The organism is Streptomyces apocyni (assembly GCF_009739465.1).
Lineage (GTDB): Bacteria > Actinomycetota > Actinomycetes > Streptomycetales > Streptomycetaceae > Streptomyces > Streptomyces apocyni.
Window position 1 is genome coordinate 101,639 of record NZ_WHOM01000046.1, and the last position, 21,303, is coordinate 122,941.

Annotated in this window: 23 protein-coding genes; 8 read left to right on the plus strand and 15 right to left on the minus strand. The window is 71.5% G+C overall.

The features are described 5' to 3' along the window. Window positions 1-57: 57 nt before the first annotated feature. Both GCN81_RS12155 and GCN81_RS12160 read right to left on the minus strand, forming a co-directional pair. On the minus strand, window positions 58-978 hold the full coding sequence (locus GCN81_RS12155; RefSeq protein WP_156724560.1) for a hypothetical protein: 921 nt from the start codon (window positions 976-978) through the stop codon (window positions 58-60). A gap of 95 nt (window positions 979-1,073) precedes the next feature. Continuing rightward, window positions 1,074-2,150, minus strand: a complete 1,077-nt coding sequence (locus GCN81_RS12160) for an N-acetylglucosamine kinase (protein ID WP_156724561.1) — start codon at window positions 2,148-2,150, stop codon at window positions 1,074-1,076. A 121-nt stretch (window positions 2,151-2,271) separates the two neighbouring features. On the opposite strand from GCN81_RS12160, the gene GCN81_RS12165 reads away from it, so the two are divergent. Next, window positions 2,272-2,949 (plus strand): uracil-DNA glycosylase, encoded by a 678-nt coding sequence (locus GCN81_RS12165; RefSeq protein WP_156724562.1) that lies wholly within the window; start codon window positions 2,272-2,274, stop codon window positions 2,947-2,949. A gap of 18 nt (window positions 2,950-2,967) precedes the next feature. On the opposite strand, the gene GCN81_RS12170 is transcribed toward GCN81_RS12165, so the two are convergent. Together GCN81_RS12170 and mmuM are read right to left on the minus strand one after the other, a co-directional pair. After that, complete coding sequence (locus tag GCN81_RS12170; protein WP_231626660.1) at window positions 2,968-4,053, minus strand: WD40/YVTN/BNR-like repeat-containing protein; 1,086 nt, start codon at window positions 4,051-4,053, stop codon at window positions 2,968-2,970. A gap of 119 nt (window positions 4,054-4,172) precedes the next feature. Continuing rightward, complete coding sequence (gene mmuM, locus GCN81_RS12175; RefSeq protein WP_156724564.1) at window positions 4,173-5,123, minus strand: homocysteine S-methyltransferase; 951 nt, start codon at window positions 5,121-5,123, stop codon at window positions 4,173-4,175. A gap of 53 nt (window positions 5,124-5,176) precedes the next feature. Between mmuM and aroQ the strand changes: the two genes are divergently transcribed. After that, window positions 5,177-5,638 (plus strand): type II 3-dehydroquinate dehydratase, encoded by a 462-nt coding sequence (gene aroQ / locus GCN81_RS12180; protein ID WP_156724565.1) that lies wholly within the window; start codon window positions 5,177-5,179, stop codon window positions 5,636-5,638. A 100-nt stretch (window positions 5,639-5,738) separates the two neighbouring features. Next, the gene (locus GCN81_RS12185; RefSeq protein ID WP_156724566.1) at window positions 5,739-6,818 is read left to right on the plus strand and encodes a hypothetical protein; all 1,080 of its coding nucleotides are present in this window, start codon (window positions 5,739-5,741) and stop codon (window positions 6,816-6,818) included. Between the two features lie 84 nt (window positions 6,819-6,902). Here GCN81_RS12185 and GCN81_RS12190 read toward each other — a convergent pair whose 3' ends face one another. After that, on the minus strand, window positions 6,903-7,982 hold the full coding sequence (locus GCN81_RS12190; protein ID WP_156724567.1) for an NADH:flavin oxidoreductase/NADH oxidase: 1,080 nt from the start codon (window positions 7,980-7,982) through the stop codon (window positions 6,903-6,905). 118 nt (window positions 7,983-8,100) lie between these two features. On the opposite strand from GCN81_RS12190, the gene GCN81_RS12195 reads away from it, so the two are divergent. Next, window positions 8,101-8,484 (plus strand): ArsR/SmtB family transcription factor, encoded by a 384-nt coding sequence (locus GCN81_RS12195; protein ID WP_156724568.1) that lies wholly within the window; start codon window positions 8,101-8,103, stop codon window positions 8,482-8,484. Here the strand turns inward: GCN81_RS12195 and GCN81_RS12200 are convergent. Together GCN81_RS12200 and GCN81_RS12205 are read right to left on the minus strand one after the other, a co-directional pair. Further along, a complete protein-coding gene (locus tag GCN81_RS12200; protein ID WP_156724569.1) occupies window positions 8,481-9,872 on the minus strand; it encodes an FAD-dependent oxidoreductase in 1,392 nt (463 codons plus the stop codon). The two genes, GCN81_RS12195 and GCN81_RS12200, sit on opposite strands and share 4 nt — an antisense overlap. Window positions 9,873-10,037: 165 nt before the next feature. Continuing rightward, a complete protein-coding gene (locus tag GCN81_RS12205; protein WP_156724570.1) occupies window positions 10,038-10,745 on the minus strand; it encodes a DUF305 domain-containing protein in 708 nt (235 codons plus the stop codon). A gap of 177 nt (window positions 10,746-10,922) precedes the next feature. On the opposite strand from GCN81_RS12205, the gene GCN81_RS12210 reads away from it, so the two are divergent. After that, complete coding sequence (locus GCN81_RS12210) at window positions 10,923-12,437, plus strand: LVIVD repeat-containing protein (RefSeq protein ID WP_156724571.1); 1,515 nt, start codon at window positions 10,923-10,925, stop codon at window positions 12,435-12,437. On the opposite strand, the gene GCN81_RS12215 is transcribed toward GCN81_RS12210, so the two are convergent. The 4 genes from GCN81_RS12215 to GCN81_RS12230 all read right to left on the minus strand — a co-directional run bounded on the left by GCN81_RS12215 (window position 12,413) and on the right by GCN81_RS12230 (window position 15,896). Beyond that, a complete protein-coding gene (locus GCN81_RS12215; RefSeq protein ID WP_156724572.1) occupies window positions 12,413-13,084 on the minus strand; it encodes a TetR/AcrR family transcriptional regulator in 672 nt (223 codons plus the stop codon). The two genes, GCN81_RS12210 and GCN81_RS12215, sit on opposite strands and share 25 nt — an antisense overlap. Window positions 13,085-13,299: 215 nt before the next feature. After that, on the minus strand, window positions 13,300-14,235 hold the full coding sequence (locus tag GCN81_RS12220; RefSeq protein WP_156724573.1) for a M56 family metallopeptidase: 936 nt from the start codon (window positions 14,233-14,235) through the stop codon (window positions 13,300-13,302). Window positions 14,236-14,784: 549 nt separating this feature from the next. Continuing rightward, window positions 14,785-15,387, minus strand: a complete 603-nt coding sequence (locus GCN81_RS12225; RefSeq protein ID WP_156724574.1) for a DUF5134 domain-containing protein — start codon at window positions 15,385-15,387, stop codon at window positions 14,785-14,787. A gap of 116 nt (window positions 15,388-15,503) precedes the next feature. After that, the gene (locus tag GCN81_RS12230; RefSeq protein WP_156724575.1) at window positions 15,504-15,896 is read right to left on the minus strand and encodes a VOC family protein; all 393 of its coding nucleotides are present in this window, start codon (window positions 15,894-15,896) and stop codon (window positions 15,504-15,506) included. A 77-nt stretch (window positions 15,897-15,973) separates the two neighbouring features. Between GCN81_RS12230 and GCN81_RS12235 the strand changes: the two genes are divergently transcribed. Further along, window positions 15,974-16,594: a GNAT family N-acetyltransferase gene (locus GCN81_RS12235; RefSeq protein ID WP_156724576.1), complete on the plus strand. Its 621-nt coding sequence runs from the start codon at window positions 15,974-15,976 to the stop codon at window positions 16,592-16,594. A gap of 33 nt (window positions 16,595-16,627) precedes the next feature. Here the strand turns inward: GCN81_RS12235 and GCN81_RS12240 are convergent, their stop codons facing one another. Further along, window positions 16,628-17,311: a glycerophosphodiester phosphodiesterase gene (locus GCN81_RS12240; protein ID WP_156724577.1), complete on the minus strand. Its 684-nt coding sequence runs from the start codon at window positions 17,309-17,311 to the stop codon at window positions 16,628-16,630. A 220-nt stretch (window positions 17,312-17,531) separates the two neighbouring features. Beyond that, window positions 17,532-18,188, minus strand: coding sequence for a TetR family transcriptional regulator (locus GCN81_RS12245; protein WP_156724578.1), 657 nt, complete (start codon window positions 18,186-18,188; stop codon window positions 17,532-17,534). Between the two features lie 144 nt (window positions 18,189-18,332). Here GCN81_RS12245 and GCN81_RS12250 point away from each other — a divergent pair, with 144 nt between their 5' ends. Next, the gene (locus tag GCN81_RS12250; protein ID WP_156724579.1) at window positions 18,333-19,103 is read left to right on the plus strand and encodes an SDR family NAD(P)-dependent oxidoreductase; all 771 of its coding nucleotides are present in this window, start codon (window positions 18,333-18,335) and stop codon (window positions 19,101-19,103) included. A 70-nt stretch (window positions 19,104-19,173) separates the two neighbouring features. On the opposite strand, the gene GCN81_RS12255 is transcribed toward GCN81_RS12250, so the two are convergent. Then, window positions 19,174-19,770 carry an HdeD family acid-resistance protein gene (locus GCN81_RS12255; RefSeq protein WP_156724580.1) on the minus strand — a complete coding sequence of 199 codons (597 nt, stop codon included), beginning with the start codon at window positions 19,768-19,770 and terminating at the stop codon, window positions 19,174-19,176. Window positions 19,771-19,898: 128 nt separating this feature from the next. Further along, entirely contained in the window at window positions 19,899-20,024 is a 126-nt protein-coding gene (locus GCN81_RS32715; protein WP_267904576.1) for a hypothetical protein, read from the minus strand. A 208-nt stretch (window positions 20,025-20,232) separates the two neighbouring features. Between GCN81_RS32715 and GCN81_RS12260 the strand changes: the two genes are divergently transcribed. Further along, a complete protein-coding gene (locus GCN81_RS12260) occupies window positions 20,233-21,276 on the plus strand; it encodes an alpha/beta hydrolase (RefSeq protein WP_156724581.1) in 1,044 nt (347 codons plus the stop codon). Window positions 21,277-21,303 lie beyond the last annotated feature (27 nt).

The window sequence follows — 21,303 nt, forward strand, 5'->3', positions numbered from 1 at the left end:
CCCGCGCCGCTGTCCGTCGCCAGGGACCGATGGGTCTCTTTGGTCTCGTTGTTCTCGCTACTGGGCGGGCGCGCCCGTCGGCTGCGGGGCGATGCCCAGCGCCGTCATGTACTGCGACAGCGCCAGCCTGCCGATCGCCGGGTAGGCGCCCAGGGCCTCGGCGGAGGCGCAGCCCGCGTCCTTCGCGGCCACTTCGAGCAGGCCTTCGTCGACCTCAGGGCCGATCACATGCGGCGCGAGTGCGAGCTGGGTCGAGCCCGAGCCGCGCAGCTGCTCCGCGGTCGCCGCGACCGCTCCCTCCTGGTCGAGGGCGGCGGCCATCACCGGCACCGCGAGGCGCGCGGCCAGCAGCATGCCGGAGATCCCGGCCGCCTGTACGGCCTCCTCGCCACCGACCGTGGCGAGGATGATGCCATCGGCCGCCGTCGCGACGGTGAACAGCCTGGCGCGGTCGGCGCGGGCCAGACCGGCCTCGGACAGCCGTACGTGCAGCGCCTCGGCGAGCAGCGGGTGCGGGCCCAGGACATCGGTCAGCTCGGCGGGGGCGCCACTGTCCACCACGGCCTGCCGGATCTGGCCCATCAGGGCGGCGTCCGGACCGGCCAGCAGCGGCACCACGACCGCGGCCGGGCCCTCGGGCTCGGCCACCTCGCGGCCAGCGGCAAGGGCCAGCTCGTAGCGGGCGGTGCGCTGCTCGGCGGTCTGCGCGAGCACCGACCGCAGACTGGGAAACTCCTCGTCGTCACCGTCGAGGTAGCCGATCCTGGCGTTCATGCCGGGCAGCTCGGAGCGGGCGATGCTCACGACCTCCTCGGCGAGACTCCGGGTGGCCGTGCTGGGTACGCCCGGCACGGCGAGGACGAGAGCGGGTGCTCCCTCGGGAGCCACCGCGGGTTCCGGACGGCGGTGCCGACCGGGCTGTCGGGGTCGCGGCATTCGTACAGGCAGGCCGGAAGCGGGCCCAGTGGGGGAGCTCATGGCGCCGCATGCTACTGGCTTCGTGGGTTCCCCCGTTTGGGGAGGGTCCAGGTGCGAGGTTTCCGTCCGGAAATTTCCGTTGTGTGTTGTAAGGGTCAACTGTCGGTTTCCTTTGGGATGTACAAGAGGTGTGGATCGGGCGGCAGCGCCGTTCCGCCGCCCGCGAGGTCGAGCGCGATGCGTACGGCTCCATCCAGCGGATCGCCCGCGGCGGGCACCAGCCGGGCGTGCGGCAGTTGCTCGGCGAGCTCGGCGCGCAGGGGTACGAGCAGGGGTTCGCCCAGGCGGAACAGGCCTCCGGTGAAGGCCACTTCAGGGGGCTCGTCGCTGCCGTCCGGAGCGGGATCCGGAGCGGGATCCGGAGCGAGGACGGGAGCGGGGGCGGGACATACGGCCGCTGCCGCCTCGGCGATGTGCCGGGCGGCGGCGGCCAGAATCCCGGCGGCGACCCGGTCGTGTGCCGCGCACTCGGCGACGCTGGGCGCGAAGGAGGCCAGTACGGCGGGCCGGTCGCCGCGCGGGTAGAGCTGCCCGGGCAGCTCGGACACCGGACCGAACGTCTCGCGGGCGCGGGCCAGCAGCGCCCGCGAACCCCCGCGCCGCCCGTCGTATGCCCGCAGCGCCGCCTCGAGTCCCGCCCGGCCGATCCAGGCACCGCTGCCGCAGTCGCCGAGCAGATGACCCCAGCCGTCGGCTCGCCGCCACCGGGTGAGATCGGTCCCCAGCGCGACCATGCCGGTGCCCGCGGCGACGACCGCGCCGGGGCGCTGCCCGAGCGCCCCCGCGTACGCGGTCACGGCGTCGGCGGCCAGCGCGAGGCGACGTACGCCAAGCGTGGCCGTCAGCGCCGACGGCAGTTTGGCGCGCAGCTCCCCGCCGAGCGTGGCCATCCCCGCGGCTCCGATGACGACGGCCTCAACCACCGTGCCTCCGCCGCCCCCGGCACTTTCGATCAGCCCGGCGGCCATCGGCGTCAGCTGCTCCAGCAGATGATCCGCGTCGATGCCACCGGAACCCGTGCGCACCGGCTCACGCGACATGACCGGCTCCACCTGCCGCAACCCGCCCCCGGTGACACCCAGCGCGACCCGCAGCCCCGAGCCCCCCGAATCCACCCCCAGCACGCAGGACGGTCCACCGTCGCCCTCGGGCGTGTGCCTGCGCGACCTCATGGAGCGGCTCCAGGGAGAGGAACGGAAAGCGGAGGTGTGACGACGGCGGGCAGCCTACCGACAGGCTCCCAGGTCCGCATGATTGTCGGAGCGGGTTCCTGGGCCGGTAGGGTGATGTGCCGTGGCAGCACGACCGTTGAATGAACTTGTAGAGCCCGGCTGGGCCCAGGCGTTGGGCCCGGTGGCGGGGCGGGTCGCCGCGATGGGCGACTTCCTGCGTGCGGAGATCGCGGCTGGACGCACCTACCTTCCTGCCGGGGCGCACGTTCTGCGCGCCTTCCAGCAACCTTTTGACGAGGTACGCGTCCTGATCGTGGGTCAGGACCCCTACCCCACCCCGGGAATGGCCATCGGGCTCAGCTTTGCGGTCGCGCCTGAGGTGCGGTCCCTGCCGGGGAGCCTGGAGAACATCTTCCGGGAGATGCACACCGACCTGGGCCACCCACGCCCCTCCAACGGCGACTTGACGCCCTGGACCCAGCAGGGCGTGCTCCTGCTGAACAGGGCCCTGACCACGGCGCCTCGCAAGCCCGCCGCACACCGAGGCAAGGGCTGGGAGGAAGTGACCGAGCAGGCCATCCGCGCTCTGGCCACCCGGGGCAAGCCGCTGGTGTCGGTGCTGTGGGGACGGGACGCCCGCAACCTGAGGCCTCTTCTGGGTGACTTGCCGGCGATCGAGTCGGCCCATCCCTCCCCGATGTCGGCAGACCGCGGTTTCTTCGGCTCGCGGCCCTTCAGCCGCGCCAATGAGCTCCTGGTCAGCCAGGGAGCCCAGCCGGTGAACTGGCAGCTGCCCTAAGCGCCTGTCCAAGCCACTTCAGGCCAGCACCGCCGCCCGTACGCACAGCACATCCGGCAGATGGGAGGCGAGCTGCTGCCAGCTGTCGCCGTCGTCCGCGCTGGCGTACAGCTCGCCGTTGCGGTTGCCGAAGTAGACGCCCGCCGGGTCCGCGTCGTCGGTGCACAGGGCGTCGCGCAGCACGGTGCCGTAGTGGTCGCCGTCGGGCAGGCCCGTGGAGAGCGGCTCCCAGCTCTTGCCCGCGTCCGCTGTGCGGTACACCCGGCAGCGCCGCCCCGCGGGGACCCGGTCCGCGTCCGCGTTGATGGGGAAGACGTAGGCGGTGTCCGCACGGTGCGGATGGGCGGCCGCGGCGAAGCCGAAGTCGGAGGGGAGCCCCTGGCCGATGTCGGTCCAGCGCGCGCCCGCGTCGTCGCTGCGGTAGACACCCCAGTGGTTCTGCAGATAGAGGCGGTCCGGGTCGACCGCGTCACGCGTGACCTTGTGTACGCACTGACCGAACTCGGGGTGCGGGTCGGGCAGGAAGACCGCCGAGACACCGGAGTTGGACGGAGCCCAGCTCGCTCCGCCGTCCAGCGTGCGGAACACCCCGGCCGTGGAGACGGCCACCGTCACCGCGGCGGGGTCACGCGCGTCGGTGAGGATGGTGTGCAGGCCCTCCCCGCCGCCGCCCGGCTCCCAGCGGGAACGGGTCGGATGCTCCCACAGCGGGCGCACCAGCTCGAAGCTCTCGCCCCGGTCCTCGGAGCGGTACAGCGCGGCGGGCTCGGTGCCCGCGTACACCACATCGGGCTCGGCCGCCGATGGGTGGAGCTGCCACACCCGCTCTAGTGAGGCGTTCGTGTCCGGGGGAAACTTGACCGCGGCCTTGGCCGGCTCCTTCCAACTCGCCCCCAGGTCGTCGGAGTGGAACACGGACGGACCCCAGTGCGCGCTGTCCCCGCCGACCAGCAGCCGGGGTGCCGAATTCCGGGTGTCGATCGCGATCGAGTAAATGGCCTGCGCGTTGAAGTGCGGTCCTTCGAGCTCCCAGGATCCGCCTCCCCGCCGCCGCCCCAGGAAGAGTCCCTTGCGGGTGCCCACGGTCAGTAGTACGTCGGTCATGCCGACCACCTCCGAGATGTCAGTCGACCTCGCTGTCCACGACACGACTCAGTCTGCACCCCACCACTGACAATCGCCGTGAAAGCCTCTCGGACCTGCGGTTTTCCAGCAAAGACAGGCTAAGGCAGGATCTGTTCCGCCAGCCGCGCGATGGTGTCCGGCCCCACCCGGCAGCACCCGCCGACCAGCCGGGCCCCGTCCCGTACCCACCCCTCGACCCGCTGCTCCGCGAACGTCGGCCGACCGCGCCAGGCGCGAGCGGTCGCGTCCCATGTCTCCCCGCTGTTGGGGTACACCACGACCGGCTTTCCGGTTCTGTGCGCGGCGAGCGCCACCGCGGCGTCCGCGTCGTCAGGCGTACAGCAGTTCACCCCGACCGCGAACACTTCCTCGCTCTCCGCGGCCAGCCCGAACGCCTCGTCCAGCGGCTGCCCGGCCCGCGTCCGGCCCCCGGCCACGCTGTACGACAGCCACACCGGAACGCCCAGGCCGCGCACCGCCCGCAGCAGTGCTCGGGCTTCGACGACATCGGGGACCGTCTCCAGCGCCAGGGCGTCGGGACTCGCCGCGGCGAGCGCCTCAAGGCGCGGCCGGTGGAACCGCTCCAGCGCGTCCACGCTCAGCCCGTACCGCCCGCGGTACTCCGACCCGTCGGCGAGCATCGCCCCGTAGGGACCGGCCGACGCCGCGACCCAGAGCGGCCGCCGCACGCCCCGGGCGCGCGCCTGCCGGGCCGCCTCGCGGGCCAGCCGGACGCTCAGGCCGAGCAGTTCGGTGGCGTGCCCGGCGTCGATGCCGCGCTGGGCGAAGCCCTCGTACGTCGCCTGATAGCTCGCAGTGATCGCGACGCTGGCGCCCGCCTCGAAGTAGGCGCGGTGGGCCGCCGTGATCGCCTCGGGCTGGTCGCTGAGCAGGCGCGCCGACCACAGGGCGTCGCTCAGGTCATGTCCCGCGGACTCCAGCTGGTTGGACATCCCGCCGTCGAGTACGACCGGCCCCGCCGCGACCGTCTCGGGCAGGCTCGGCTCGGTGGCGGGACGCGTCGGCTGGGGCGTGCGGCTGCGGCTCATAGCTCGACGCTAACCGCCGCGGCCGACGCGCTCCGTCGCCGTAGGCTGTGACCATGGCATCCGTACTGATCCTCAACGGCCCCAATCTCAACCTCCTGGGCACCCGCGAGCCCGGCATCTACGGGGCGCAGACCCTGAAGGACGTCGAGGCGCTGTGTCACGAGACGGCGGCGGGACTGGGGCTGACCGCGGACTGCCGGCAGTCCAACCACGAGGGGGAACTGCTCGACTGGATTCACCAGGCGGGCGCCGACCAGGCCGCGGGTCACCTGATCGGCGCGGTCCTGAACGCGGGGGCGTACACCCATACCTCCATCGCGCTGCATGACGCGATCAAGGGCTCCGGCCTGCGCGTCATCGAGGTGCATATTTCCAACGTCCACGCGCGCGAGCCGTTCCGGCACCACTCCTACCTGTCCCCGGCCGCTGCCGGGATCGTCGTCGGCTTCGGTACCGAGGGCTACCCGCTGGCCATCCAGGGGCTGCACCGCCTCGCGTCCGCCGCCCAGAGCTGATCCGGCCGGTGGAACCGGACGGTGCGGGCGGGGCGTTGTAGTCCCGTAGGGGGATGTCACCAGCATGTCCTGGCGGACGCCACGAGCAGGGAGCGGGCCAGTGATCAACGACAGCGTACGGATCGATGGGGACAGCCTGGTGCTGCCGGGCGGGGTGCGCGTGCAGTTCGTACGGACCCTGCGGCTGCCGGAGCGAGGGACGCACGCTCTGCCGCCGGGGCTCGGGAACTTCCCGCTGCGCAGGGTCGAGGACTATCCGGACACGGTGCCGGGCCCCTGGCGGGAGCGCGGCGGGGTGATGCTCCCCGTGTACTTGCGGGAGGCGATGTGGCTGAGCTTCCTCGGCACATCGGAGCCCGCCGCCCTCCAGGTGGGCGTGGGCAAGGTGTGCGCGGTGTCTGGTAAGCCCTGGAGCAGCCGACTGCGCCGCGAGCCGCAGAACTACCTGGTGCTGCCGCGCCAGCCGTGGCTGGACGGCATCAACTCCGGCAAGGGCACGGTGCGGCAGTTCGTCGCGGTGCCGTTGGGGCTGGGCGCCACGGTCGAGGGGCAGGTCACCGGCGAGGAGACCTGGGGCGGACTGCAGTTGCAGGCCTTCCCGCTGACCGATGAGGCCCGCGACCGGTGGCGCGAGGAGCGGAGGCGCGCCGCCGAGCGTACGGCCGCGCCTCCCGGCGCCTACGGTGACGCGTTCGGTACGGGCGTCGCGCTGGCGGCCTCGGCGGGACCGCCACCGGCACCGGGCGCCGCGGCACCCCGGGGGCGCCCCGGTGCACCCCGGTCTCAGGCGCCTGCGGCGATGGGTCTTGGCGCGGGCGGCTCGATGCGGCAGGAGGTGTACCGCGACGACCGGCCCGCGTCGGACTGGGCGGCCGAACCCGCCGGGCGGGTGTTCGTCCATCTGGTCACACCGCCGGACTGGCGGCGTATCACCGGCGAGGCACCCCCGCCGTCCCCCGTGGACCGCGCCGCCTACACCCGGGCCGGACTGCCGTGGTTCGACTACTACGACCAGGACGGCGAGGACCTGGCCCCCACGGACACCCTGGAGGGGGTGCGACCGGTGGGGGAGTGGCTGGGTGACGACCACGAGCCGTGGCAGGAGCCGTCACCTGGCCAGGTCAAGCCGCTCAAGGACACCCCGCGGCCGGGAAAGGAAGTGACGGACGGCGACTGGTGACCGGCCGGTCATGGCCATGTCCGGCTGCGACCGGCCGCCCGGTGCGTCATCGATCCGTCACCGCTCCGTCCCTCGCCGCCCGGCTCAGACGGAGCGGTGGTACGGGTCGGGGACATGGACCTCGCCGCCGAGCTCGCGGGCGGCGCGGCGGGCGAACGAGGGGTCGCGGAGTAGTTCGCGGCCCAGCAGTACGGCGTCCGCCTCGCCGTTGGCGACGATCTTCTCGGCCTGCGCGGCTTCGGTGATCAGTCCGACAGCGGCGACCGCCAGGTCGCTCTCCTTCCTGACGCGGGCGGCGAAGGGAACCTGATAGCCGGGTCCGGTGGGGATACGGACCTTGGGGGCGTTCCCGCCCGTGGACACGTCCAGCAGGTCGACGCCGTGCTCCTTGAGCAGAGTCGCGAAGCGGACGGTGTCGTCCACCGTCCAGCCCGCGTCGTCCAGCCAGTCCGTCGCCGAGATCCGGAAGAACAGCGGCTTGTCCTCGGGCCACACCGCCCGTACGGCGTCCACGACGCGCAGGGCGAAGCGGGTGCGGCCCGCGAAGGAGCCGCCGTACGCGTCGGTGCGGTGGTTGCTGTGCGGGGAGAGGAACTCACCGATCAGATAGCCGTGCGCGCCATGGATCTCGACGACCTCGAACCCGGCGTCCAGGGCCCGGCGGGTCGCGTCGGCGAACTGCTCCACGATCCCGTCTATCTGGTCGGTCGTCAGCTCGGTGGGCACCGGGTGGTCCTCGTCGAACGGCAGAGCGCTGGGTGCCAGCGGCTGCCAGCCGTGCGCCTCGGGGCCGACCGGGGCGCCGCCCTTCCACGGGCGGTCGGTCGAGGCCTTGCGCCCAGCGTGCGCTATCTGGATGCCGGGGACAGTGCCCTGGCTCTTCAGGAACCCGGTGATCCGTCGCAGCGCCGCCACCTGGGTGTCGTTCCAGATACCCAGGTCGGCCGGGCTGATCCGGCCTTCGGGGCTGACCGCGGTCGCCTCCTGGAGGATCAGACCCGTACCACCGGCGGCGCGTGCGGCGTAGTGCGCGAAGTGCCAGTCGGTCGCCACGCCCGCGTTCGGCCCGAAGACCTCCGCCGAGTACTGGCACATCGGTGCCATCCACACGCGGTTGGGGACGGTCAAGGACCGCAGGGTGACAGGCTCGAACAGTGCGCTCACAGCGGACTCCAGGTCTCGGCGGGGCCGGTTGATGCTCGTACGATACCCATCGTAGTACGGGGGATGTCAAACTACGATGAGTCTCGTACGATGGAACCCCAGACGATGTGGAGCCCTCATGACGACCCCCGTGAACACCGCGCGCGGCAGCGGCCGTCAGCTCGACCACCCCACGCCCGCGGAGATACGCCTGGAAGGCGTGCTGCACGCGCTGTCCGACCCGATGCGCCTGCGCATCGTGCGGGAGCTGGCGGAGGCCGACGCCGAGCTGCCGTGCTCGTCGTTCGACCTGCCCGTCACCAAGTCCACGCTGACCCACCACTTCCGGGTCCTGCGGGAGAGCGGGGTGGTCCAGCAGACGTACCGAGGCACCGCCAAGCTCAACGGGCTGCGCCGCGAGGAGCTGGCCGTGCTGTACCCCGGCGTCCTCGACAGCGTGCTCGCCGCGGCGGGCGACCGTACGACCGACAGCGCGGCGGGCAGCGCGACGGACAGGTCTTAGGGCCTGTCGTCGGTGCCTCGCGCGGCCTGAAGTAGTCCGTCCCAGTCGGGGATCTTCACTGATCCGCGCCCCTGTCCGGCGCCAAGCTCCGCCTCGGCGCGCTCGATCGCCTGCCATCCGGACCACTCGACAGGCCGCAGACCCGCGGCCCGCAGCACGCGCAGTGGGTCTTCGCCCCGCTCCTGCCGTACGAGGCCGGGGGCGTCCTCGAGAAGGGAGTTCACCGTCTCCTTGGCGCAGGGGCGGTTGGTGCCGATGACGCCGGTCGGCCCGCGCTTGATCCACCCCGCTACGTACTCGCCCGGCGACACCACGCCGTCCCGCAGCACCCGTCCCGCCTGGTGCGGCACCGTGCCGCGTGCCGCGTCGAACGGCAGCCCCTCAAGCGGCAGGCCGCGATAGCCCACCGACCGCAGCACCAGCTGCGCGTCGAGGTCTTCGTACTGCCCGGTGCCGCGCACCTGGCCCTGGTCGTCCGGCGCGGTGCGCTCGAAGCGCACGGCGGTCACCCGCCCCGCCGCCCCGACGATCTCCACGGGGCGCAGGAAGAACCGCAGGTGAATCCGCCGCGTCCGCCCCGTCCGGCGAGTCGGGCCCCGCGCCGCGCCGGGTTCCTGCGGCGCAGGGTCGGCCCAGCCCCGGAGCACCTCCAGATTGCGCCGGTTCGCCCCGGGCAGCGACGCGGGGTCGGCCCAGGCCGGGTCGAGTGCCAGCTCGGCGAGGTCCACCACCACCTCGGCGTCCGGCAGGGACCCCAGTTCGCGCAGCTCCTTGGTGCTGAACTTCGCCTGTGACGGGCCGCGCCGCCCCACCATGTGGATGTCCCGCACCTGACTGCGGGCCAGCACATCGAGCGCGGACTGCGGCATGTCGGTCACGCGGAGTTCATCGGCGCCGCGGGCCAGTATCCGGGCCACGTCCACCGCGACATTGCCCACGCCGATCACCACGGCGGAGCGGGCGCCGCTCAGGAAGCCGTTCTCCGAGGTGTCCGGGTGCGCGCTGTACCAGGAGACGAACTCGGTCGCGGAGTAGCTCCCGGCCAGCTCCTCGCCCGGGATGCCGAGCCTGCGGTCGGTGGCGGCCCCGACGCAGTACACGACGGCGTCGTAGAGCTCGCGGAGCCGCTCGGTGGCGAGGGGGCCCGACCCCACGTCGAGGCCGCCGAGGAACCGTACGCGGTCATCCGCCAGGACCGTGCGCAGGTTGTTCTGCAGTGACTTGATCTTCTCGTGGTCCGGTGCGACGCCGTAGCGGACCAGACCGTACGGGCACGGCAGGCGGTCGAGCACGTCGATCCGCACCTCCGGCACCCGGTCCTGCTGGAGGAGCGACTGGGCGGTGTAGACCCCACTCGGGCCAGATCCGACGATGGCGACCTGAAGCACGGTACGGCTCCTTCCGCGGGAAGCTTTGAAACCCTGCGGGTGATGTCCAGCATCGCACCGCTGCGCCGCGAGGGGGAGGTGCGCTCAGAGTGCGTGTCCGGGTGGGTCCGGTGGTTCCGTGTGGGTCTCCTACCCCTGAGTGGGGCCGCTCAGCGGCCCCGGCGCTCACTGCATGCCGCGCATCCGCCCGATCTCGGTCGTCTGCTGGGCGATGACGTCGTTCGCCATCTGCTCGATCCGGATGTTGTTGCCCTGGCCGAGTACGTCTGTCGCCATGGCCACGGCGCCGTCATGGTGGGTGATCATCAGCTTCAGGAACAGTGCGTCGAAGGCGTCGCCCTTCGCCGCGCGCAGCGCCTTGAGCTGGGCCTCGGTCGCCATGCCCCGCATGGGGACGTCCCCGTGGTCGTGACCGCCGCCGTCGCCGCCCTTGCCGTCCTTGCCGTCCTTGTCGCCCTGACCGCCCATCGGGCGCTCGCCGTGCTCCTTCAGCCAGCCCCGCATCGTACCGATCTCCGGGCCCTGACCGGCGGCGATGCGGGCGGCCAGCCGCTTCACCTTCGTGGACTCGGCCTGCTTCGGGGCCAGTTCGGTCATCACCAGCGCCTGCTGATGGTGCTCGATCATCATCCTGACGTAGTCGAAGTCCGCCGAGTTCGGTGGGGAGACATCGGATTTCTGCGCGGCTTCCTGGGGGGAGAGCGTCTGTGCGGGCTCGCCCGGCTTGCCGGGGGCGATCACGGAACGGCCGGTCGGTTCCGCGGCCTTGTCGCCACCGTCGGATTCGCAGCCGATGAGGAAGAGTCCCGCCGCGGCCAGGCAGGCCGTGACGGCGAGGGCGTGGTCGCGCGGGAATCTGCGGCGGTACGGCACAACATCCTCCTGTGGCAGACGAGTTGGTCAACGGCGAGGCCCACTGCGCCCCCGATCGTCAGTGACCTGAATCCCTCATGACAAGTAGTCCGCCCCCTGTTGATATGTGCATGGCTAGCACGATACTGCCGGTGTCTCTGAACCGTTCAACCATGAACGGCCGTTAGGGAGGATGCAGTGACCCTGTTGAAGGAATCCCGGACGCGACGCAGACGCCTGGGCGTCATGGTGGCCTCCGCCGGGCTTGTCGCCACGCTCTTCACGGCGGCCCCGGCGGGCGCGACCCCAGACCCCGGTGACGACGCGCCCGCGTCGAAGGGCGTCTCGCAAGGCACGGCCGCCGAAACCGAGGCAGCGATCAAGCGCGGTGATATCCCCGCGCCGGACGAGGTCGTGACCTCCCGTAACATGAAGCACGTCGCGAACATCCCCAAGGACGCGCTCCCGGGCACCAATTCGGACCTGGCCTTCCAGGGTAAGTACGCCTTCGCTGGCAACTACGACGGATTCCGGATCTTCGACATCAGGAACCCGAGGGCCCCGAAGACCGTCGCACAGGTGCTCTGCCCCGGCTCGCAGAACGACATCTCCGTCTCCGGAGACCTGCTCTTCCTGTCCACCGACTCCTCGCGCAGCGACAACTCCTGCGACAGCACGACGCAGCCCGCGACCGAGAAGGACTCGTGGGAGGGCATGAAGGTCTTCGACATCAGCGACAAGCGGAACCCGAAGTACGTGGCCGCCGTCGAGACCGCGTGCGGCTCGCACACGCACACGCTGGTGCCGCGCAAGAAGAACGTCTACGTCTACGTCTCCTCGTACTTCCCCCACGCGTCGTTCCCTGACTGTCAGCCGCCGCACGACGGCATCTCGATCGTCAAGGTCCCGCGCCACGCCCCGGAGGAGTCCGCGCTGGTGGACTTCGAGGTGCTCTTCCCCGGTGAGGGCCAAGACGGCGGCGGCAACCCCGGCCCACCCGCCAACCCGGGCGTCAGGCAGACCTCGGGCTGCCACGACATCACCGTACTGCCGTCCAAGGACCTCGCCGCCGGGGCCTGTATGGGCGACGGCATCCTGATGGACATCAAGAATCCGGAGAAACCGCGGGTCATCGACACGGTCCAGGACAACGTCAACTTCGCGTTCTGGCACTCCGCGACCTTCAACCAGAAGGCCAACAAGGTCGTCTTCACCGACGAGCTCGGTGGTGGCGGCGGCGCCACCTGCAACGAGGAGATCGGCCCTGACCGCGGCGCCAACGGCATCTACGCCATCAAGGGCAGGGGCGACCACCGCAAGCTGGTCTTCCAGAGCTACTTCAAGATCCCGCGGCACCAGGCGGACACCGAGAACTGCGTGGCCCACAACGGCTCGCTGATCCCGGTCAGGGGCCGGGACATCATGGTCCAGGCCTGGTACCAGGGCGGTGTCTCCGTCTGGGACTTCACCAACTCCAAGAAGCCCAAGGAGATCGGCTACTTCGAGCGCGGCCCGCTCAGCACTGACGCCCTCCAGGTAGGCGGCTCGTGGTCGGCGTACTACTACAACGGCTACATCTACTCCAACGACATGGCCAAGGGCTTCGACGTCCTGAAGATCGACGACCACCGCACCAACCGGGCGAAGTGGGTCCGGATGCACGAGCTCAACGCGCAGACCCAGCCGGACTACTTCAACCGATTCCGCGGCTGAACGGACCGGGCCGACTGGTCCGGCAGCACTCCGCGCGCTCCGCCGGGCGGCTCATCGCCCGGCGGAACGCCGAGCTCCCAGCGGAGCCCGAACCGCTGGAACAGCTCCGCCCGGAGCGTCGCCACGGGCATCGGCGCCCCCGGCAGCAGTACCGCGAACACCGCGCCCATCAGCAGGGCGCGCAGCAACGGATACGCGGTGTCCACATCCCGCACGCCACGGCGTACGACGGTGTCCCGCAGCAGCGCCGCGAGCCGCTGCTGCTCCTGGCACTGGACGAACCCCTCAGCCTGCAGAATCCCCGCCATATGGGCCCGCATCAGCACCGGATGGTCACGGGCGAGCCCCAGCACCGCGTCGATGGCCCGGGCCAGCCGCTCCGCCCCGTCATCGGTGTGCGGCGGGCGCTCCAGGGCGGACGCCAGGGTCTGGTGCATCAGCCGGTGTACCGCGGACTGCAGGAGCTGACGCTTGCCGGGGAAGTAGTACGACACCAGTCCGCGCGCGGACCCGGCCCGATCCGCGATGTCACCGAGTGTGGTCGCCTCGTACCCGCGCTCATCCACGAGCTCGACCGTCGCCCGCAGCAACCGCTCACGGGAACGTCGGCGCAACTCTTCATTGACCGATGCGCTGCGTGGGGACATCCTGTAACTCCTGCGTTGACTGGCTCCAGGCCAATATACTCAGTGCGTCCTGTGAGGGGCCCTTGGTCCGGGCTCTGAGCGGGGCTGTTGTCCGCTTTGGGCGGCACGGGGGATCGTCCAAAGCGGGCAACGCTTCCGCGCCCAGCGGGCTGCGAAGGCATCTCCGTACTCCACGCGGCGGTCAGCAGCTGGGGCACGGGGGGGGTGAGCGGGGGTTATCCCAGGGCCGTGAGTCCCGGTACGAAGGTCACCAGGAGCGGGATCGCGGGGACCAGGGCCGCCGTCGCCGTCAGGCGTAGCCTGTGCCCGGCTGTCAGTCGTGGGGCGGCCGCCAGCAGGCGGTGTACCCGTTGCGGGACCTGTGCGTGTGAGGTCGGGCAGGGACCGAACACGCCGCGGTCCTCGTTGAGTTCCACCAGCGCCAGCGCGATCGTCAGGCGGCCGAAGCGGCGTGAAGCGACGTCGTCGGCGGCCAGCTCGACCAGCCGGTGCATCTCGGCCTGGAACGCGGCGAACACCGGCACCTGCGGGAAGCCGTTCGCCAGCGCGCCCGAGCAGTGCAGCAGCCAGTCATGCCGGGCCTCCGCGTGCCCCTGCTCATGGGCGAGCACCGCATCCAGCTGCCGCCCCTTCAGGCGGCGCAACGCGGCGGTGGTGATGACCAGTTGGGGGGTGCTGCCCGGCAGCCACCAGGCATCCGGACGCTCGCCCTCAAGGACGACCAGCCGGTCGGGACCCGGCTCCTCGCCAGGCAGCAGCGGGGAGCGCACCAGCAGTTCGGCCCGCCGCTGCCGACGCCTGGTGCGGGCCCGGGCGATCTCGCGGGTCAGCATCGCGGCGGTCCACACGCCGCCACCGGCCAGCGTCAGCGCGGTCGCCGCGGCCCAGGGCCCCGTGGTCCCCAGCGCGTACGCCTCGACCACACCCTGCGGGGCCGGTGCGAACACCCTGCCACGTACCGCGTGCCAGGCAGCGGCGGCGCTCAACGTCATCGACAGGGCGCAGCACAGCAGGACGGCGGCCACAACGCACTGCCACACCCACAGGGCGACCACGGGCTCGCGCTCCGGCCAATCGGCCCGGGCGAGCAGACGAGGAGCAAAGGCGGCGGTCAGAACGCCGAGCAGCAGCAGGGCGGCAGGGACCAACATGGGTCCAGACTATGAGGGTCGGGCTACCGGGCGGTATGGCCTGCGCGGTCAAGTGACGCATGCCACGGTGGCGGGCCGTGCGCCGCGTGCCGACCACACCCGCGCCGGGATGCCCTTCCGGCCGGATCGCCGACGCTGGGACTGGATGCCTCGCACGCCGTCGGGGCCTCCCAGCACGTGTCGGAGCCGCCCCGCACGCGACTAACCGGAGGACCTCATTCCCCGTAAGACCAGGCCGACACCCTCCCCGACCGGCTGGCGGCGCCTGCTCGCCCGCGCGCCCATCCTGCTGTACCGCTGGCACGTGGGCGCCCTGCTGGGCCGTCGCGTGCTGCTGCTCACCCACACCGGACGCAGTAGCGGCAAGCCCGCCAGGTCGCCCTGGAGGTCACAGGACGGGTCCCGGCCACCGGCGCCTACCACCTGGCCTCCGGCTTCGGTCCCGGCTCGCAGTGGTACCGCAATGTTCAGCACAGCCCGCGGGAGGCAGGCCGCGCCATGGCCGCCTACGCGCTGCGCCATCCCCGGGCTGCCCGCGCCCTGATCCCCTCACATGGTCAGGAGCATCGCGACCATCGCGATCCCCATCGACAGCCTGCACGCGGTCGCCAGCTCAACGCGGTCGCCCCAGGCCGCCGCCGGGGGAGCGCCACCACCCTCGGTCACGGAGGCCGCGGCCGGCATCAGCCGTGCCCCCGACCGCAGCACATAGCCGCCGAAGTACAGCAGCAGGACGCCCGTGAGCAGCGGCACCCCGGCGCTGGTGTGCCCGGCGTGCGCGCCCGGTGTCACGGCCATCGCCACGGCCATGTAGACCATGGCGAGCGTGCCGACCAGGTGGTGCAGGTGGTGCAGGTGGTGCGGGTGGTGGAGGTGGTGGTGTGGGTGGCGCGCGGAGCCATGTGCCGCTGACCACAGCGCGCGCAGCGCGGCGCCGCCGAAGACGATCGCGTATCCGGCCCAGGCCCACCGAGGAGGTCCGAGCACCGCGGCTGGTACGGCCATCACCGCCATGCCGAACCCCATCAGCGCCTCACCGCCCGCCGATTCACGCTGCTGAGCGACCGAACTACGCATCCGCAGCAGGCAGTACGCCCCGGTGGCCGCGCAGAGCGCGACCATCAACCAGCCGGCGAGCGCCGGTCCGTGCATCGCGGGCCTCCCCGATCGACGGTGTCGACGGATCGACGGTGTCGACAGGTCGATTCCCGTCCTCATCGAGGCGTACGCGGCGCATCGATGTACGCGGGGAGCGCGAGGGGGCGTCGTCAGATGCCCGGCCGGTACCGCAGCGGATGGTCCGCGGGGACCTCCACCAGCACGATCTCGCAGCCGTCGGGATCGGCGATCCACATCTCCACCAGACCCCACGGCTCGCGCAGCGGAGGCCGCAGCACCCGCACCCCACGCGCCTGGAGCTCCTCGTGCGCGGCGGTGACGTCCGCGACCTGGAGCCACAGTCTGGTGTCCGGCGACAGCGGGGTGTCGGCACGCCCCGACACCTCCAGGAATCCCCCGCCGAGGAAGTACACGGTGCCGCGCTCAGGGCCGGTTCCGAACTCCCGGTACACGGGGAGTCCCAGGGCCTCGCCGTAGAAGGCCCGGCTGCGCTCGGGATCGGTGGGCCGCAGGAGCACGCGGCTGCTCAGTACATGGACCATGATCTCGACTTTATCGGGGTCGCGTTACGCTCGGGGCGCCCGAGCCGCAGGAACCAGGGACCGAAAGGGCGTGCCGCATGGACACCGCCGCACACGCCGCAGCCGACGCAAGCGCCACAGACGCCGCAGGCGCCGCAGGCGCCGTACGCGCCGGGGGAGAGCTCAGCTTCCGATCCGCCCGCGAGACCGACGCCGCCGCGCTCGTCGCCCTCGTCGAGTCGGCCTACCGCGGTGACGCCAGCAAGGTGGGCTGGACCACGGAGGCGGACATCCTCCAGGGCCAGCGCACCGACGCCGAAGGCGTCCTGAAGCTGATCCGCGCGCCGGACAGCCGCCTGCTGACCGTCGAGCGCGACGGCCAGATCGTCGCCTGCTGCCATCTCCAGCACCGTGGCACGGCCGCCTACTTCGGGATGTTCGCGGTACGCCCCGAACTGCAGGGCGCCGGTCTCGGCAAGGTGATCCTGGCGGCGGCGGAGCGCACGGTCCGCGAGGAGTGGGGCGTCAGCGAGATGCAGATGACGGTGATCTCCGTACGCCATGAGCTGGTGGCCTGGTACGAGCGGCGAGGCTACCGCCGTACGGGACAGCTGACCCCCTTCCCGTACGGCGACGAGCGCTTCGGCGTTCCGCAGCGGCCGGACCTGGAGTTCGAGCTCCTGATCAAGCCCCTGGACCAGGAGTCCACACGTCAGTAGCGGCCGACTGCGGTCAGTAGCGATCAGTAGCGGTCAGGCGGTGAAGCGGCCGGTGCGTTTGATCTCCGGGTAGTCGGTCGTCGCTCCGTCGAGCTCGAGGGCGCGCGCCAGCCGCAGCTGGTCCTGGGTGTTGACCACCCAGCCGATCATCCGCAGGTCCGCCTTGCGGGCGAGTTCCGCGGTCTCCAGGGTGAGCCGCCGGATGTTCAGCACCAGGGTGGCGGCGCCGACCGCCGTGGCGCGCTCCACCACCTCGTTCCCGTACCGGCTGGCGACCAGCGCGGTGCGTACGTCCGGCACCAGGCGGGAGATCTCGGCGAGCGCTTCGTCATGGAACGACAGCACCTCGACCCGTGACACGAGGTCCCGCTCACGCATCACCTCGGCGAGCGCGCGGGCGGCCGCGATGTCCTTGATCTCCGCCTGGAGCGGGGCCCTTACGGCGTCGAGTACCTCATCGAAGGTGGGGATACGCTCGCCGCGCCCCGCGTCGAGCGCGCGGAGTTCGGCGAGCGACTTCTCGGCGATCGGGCCGCTGCCGTTGGTCGTACGGTCCACCTCGGTGTCGTGCATGACGACGAGCGCGCCGTCCTTGCTCAGGTGCAGATCCAGTTCGATGAGGTCGAGACCCGCCCGCTCCGCGCGGATAAACGAGCGGAGCGTGTTCTCGGGCTCGACGCCCATGACTCCGCGATGACCGATGGTGAGGAAGTTCAAGGTTCACTCGCTTCCGTCGACGCCAGTTGTGTCCCCGCCCGAGCCGCTGCGCAAGCAGCTTGGCGAGGGACGCGGGAGAAGGCAAGACAACGCTCACGTACGTATGAAGCGGTTCGCCGAACCAGTGCCCGCGCGGTACCGAAGGCCCGCGCCCGTCGTTGTACTCACCCGTCCCCGCCCCGTCCCCGTCCCCGCCCCGCCCCCGGCCGGGTTCCCCGTCCTAGGCCGCCCCCTTGCCCAGCCCGACCAGCCGCATGCCACCCATGAGCTCCCGCAGACAGCGCACCGCCAGCGCGGCGGGCGAGTCCGGGCCCTCGACATCGGCGTCCGTCGTGGCCCAGGCTTCCAGCGCGATACGGATCGCGTCTGTCGCGGCGGCCGCCGCGAGGCGCACCTCCAGCGGGTCCGCGTCCGTACCGGCGATCTCGGCCACCACGGGCACGAGCTTGTCCTCGGACTCCTGGTTGACGCGGTACCAGACCGCCCGCAGCGCCGGGTCATGCTCGGCCGCGCGCAGCAGACCACGGGTCCTGCGCAGCCCGTCGGCGGCCTGCTCGTCCGGCACCGACAGGGCCTGCGCGATGGCCCGCTCCAGGGCCTCGGGCGCGGACGTGCCCGGCTCGGTCGCGGCGAGCAGGGCACGCCAGCGGTCGGCGCCGCCCGCGAGGAGCGGGCCGACGGCGTCCTGCTTGCTGCGGAAGTACCGGTAGAAGGTGCGCAGCGCGACCCCCGCCCGCCGCGCGATCTCCTCGGTGGTGGTGCCGTCAGGGCCGCGCTCGACGAACAGCTCGGCGGCGGCGTGCGCGATGTCGAGCTGGGTGGCCGCCTTGCGGCGCTCGGTCAGGGTGCTCACCAGAGAAAGCCTACGCCTGCGCATGCCGCGAGTGCATGTTTGGACACCATGGCAAACCGTGCCACCTAGGCGTACTGTGTGCGAAGCGTAGGCCGCGTCGGCACCCCGGCGCCCAGAGGGCTCAACGAACTCAGAGAGCTCAGACGTTCAGACAGTGGGAGACAGCACATGAACCGCTATGCGGGCCGCCGCGTACTGATCACCGGCGCGGGCTCGGGCATCGGTCAGGCCACCGTCCACCGGATACTCGCCGAGGGCGGTGACGTCGTCGGCGTGGACGTCAACGAGGCGGGGCTGAAGGCCACCTTCGACACGGCCGTCGGTGACGGCACCGCCGAGCGGCTGAGCACCGCACGGCTCGACATCTCCGACGAGGCGTCCGTCGCCGCCGGTGTGCCGGCCGCCGTGGACACCCTGGGTGGCCTGGACGTCCTGGTGAACGCCGCCGGAATCCTGCGCTCCGAGCACACCCACAAGACGACGCTCGATCTCTTCAACAAGATCATCGCCGTGAACCTCACCGGTACTTTCCTGATGATCCGTGAGGCGATTCCGGCACTGCTCGAAGGCAACGAGCCGGTGGTCGTCAACTTCTCCTCCACCTCGGCGTCCTTCGCGCACCCGTATATGTCGGCGTACGCGGCCTCCAAGGGCGGCATCCAGTCGATGACCCACGCCATCGCCAGCGAGTACAGCAAGCAGGGGCTCCGGGCGGTGTCCGTCGCGCCGGGGTCGATCGCCTCCGACATGACGACGGGCAAGGGGCCGGGCCTGCCCGAGGACACCGACTGGTCGCTGTTCGCCAAGCTGGTCCCCGCCATCGGTGGGGGCATGGCGGGCCCGGAGACGGTCGCGGGTGTGGTCGCCATGCTCGGTTCCGAGGACGGCAGGTTCATCACCGGCACTGAGGTCCGCGTGGACGGTGGCACCCACTTCTGACGGTTCAGACACCACTTCTGACGGTCCAGGCTCCCGCTTCTGACGGTTCAGGCTCCCGCCGCTGACCAGCTCAGGCGCCCGGCGGAATCCGCTGGGCGCGGGAGCGGACCTGGAACGCGGTGACGATCTCGATGACGCCGAGGGCTACCAGCCACCAGCCGCAGAGCAGCGTGAGAACGGCGACCGAGTCCAGCGGCGAGGTGATCAGTACGACACCCGCCAGTGCGCTGATGACTCCGAGCGCCACCTGCCAGCCGCGCGCGGGCATCGCGGGATCGGAGGCCGCCGCGACGGTCTGGGTGATCCCGCGGAACAGCCAGCCGATACCGATCCACAGGGCCAGCAGCAGGATGGACTGCATCGCGCCCCGGAAGCAGAACAGCCCCAGCAGGATCGATAGCGCGCCGCTGATGAACGCCATCACCCGCAGCGCGGTCGACACATGCGTGCCGAACGCGGCGACCACCTGCAAGATGCCGCTGACCAGGAGATAGAGCCCGAACAGCACGCCCGCCACGACCAGTGACGCCCCGGGCCAGACCAGGATCAGCACGCCCAGCACCAGCGTCGCCAGTCCGGCGAACAGGACGGCCTGCCAGGCGCTGTGGGCCAGCTGCCCGAGCGGTCCGGTGGGCGGGCTTTCCGGGGGCGCGGCGGTATGGCTCATGGTCGGACCTCTGTTCTGTACGCGGATCACAGCCGGTATCTCAGGTCGCTGTCAGGTCACTGCCTCACTGCCACGTCACTGTAAGAATCCCGCGCGCACCCCGCAGAAGTCGTCGCCGCGCGGCAGCCCTATCGGCTGCGGTCGGCGACGGGTTCCGGCTTCCGCGGCAGCGCGGAGTGCTCCGCTCTGGCCCCGGCGATCCCGAGGATCAGCCCGGTGATGACGGCGGCGACGAGGACGGCGCGAGTGCTCACGGGGCATTACTCCAAACGGTGGACGGCGGCTGACCAGGCCCGTACTACCGGCCCTGGCCGCCCGCGCGCCGCTCCGTCACCCGTCCGTGGGCGAGCCCTGGCAAGGCGTGACAACCCTCTGTTGTCCGCGAGTCCTTCTCCGTACCCTGTGCGACGGCGCGCCGTCCGACGTCGCCCCGCACCTCCGCACGGCCGAGGAGGAAGTCCGATGAGTCTGGCCGACGACCGGCTGGCCCCCGATGTCCGGGGTCTGGTCGACCTGATCAGTTCCGTCTTCCCTGACGTAGGGAACACCGTCACGGACGCGGCCGAGGCCCGCCGGGTCCTGGCCGCCGCTCCCGAGCCGCCCTGGCGGCCGCCGGAGGTCGGCTCGGTCGAGGACCGGACCATCCCCGGGCCCGAGGGGGCTCCGGCGATCCCCGTACGGATCTATCTGCCGGACCGCGCCGAGGCGCTGAACCCCGCCGACGCGCTGGACCGCACCGACGCGCCGCGCTCGCGGCCGACCGTGGTCTTCTTCCATGGCGGCGGCTGGGTCCTGTGCGGCCTCGACAGCCATGACGGCACCGCCCGTAGGCTCTGCCGGGACGCGGGCGCCGCCGTGGTGTCGGTGGGCTACCGGCTGGCTCCCGAGCATCCGTTCCCGGCCGCGGTGCAGGATGCCCTAGCCGCCGTCCGCTGGGCGGCCTCGCATACGGCGGAGCTCGGCGGCGACCCCGACGCGCTGGCTGTCGCGGGGGACAGTGCGGGCGGCAACCTCGCGGCCGTCGTCGCGCAGCTCGCCCGGGACGGCGGCGGCCCGTCGATCGGCCTGCAGATCCTCGTCTACCCGTCCACCGACATGACGTACGCCGGGCTCTCGCGCACTCGCAACGCCAGCGGCTACTTCCTGACCTCCACGCAGATGGAATGGTTCGCCCAGCAGTACCTCGGCGCCCAGGGCGACCCCGCCCACCCGCACGTCTCACCGCTGCGTGCCGACCTCACCGGGCTGCCGCCCGCCCATATCGTCACCGCGGGCTGCGATCCGCTCTGCGACGAGGGCCGGGCCTACGCGGCGAAGCTGCGCGCGGCGGGTGTGCCGGTCACCGAGGGGCACTTCCCGCGGATGTTCCACGGCTTCTTCGAGTTCCCCGAGCTGCTGGAGGATGCCCGTACCGCGCTGGTGGGCGTGGTCACGGCGGTAGAGGACACCTTGGCCCCCCGCGATGACAGGAAAAACTCCCGTCGCGGAGGGGGTGGCGCAGGATAATTTCCACAGGCCCCACTTGTGGGGAAG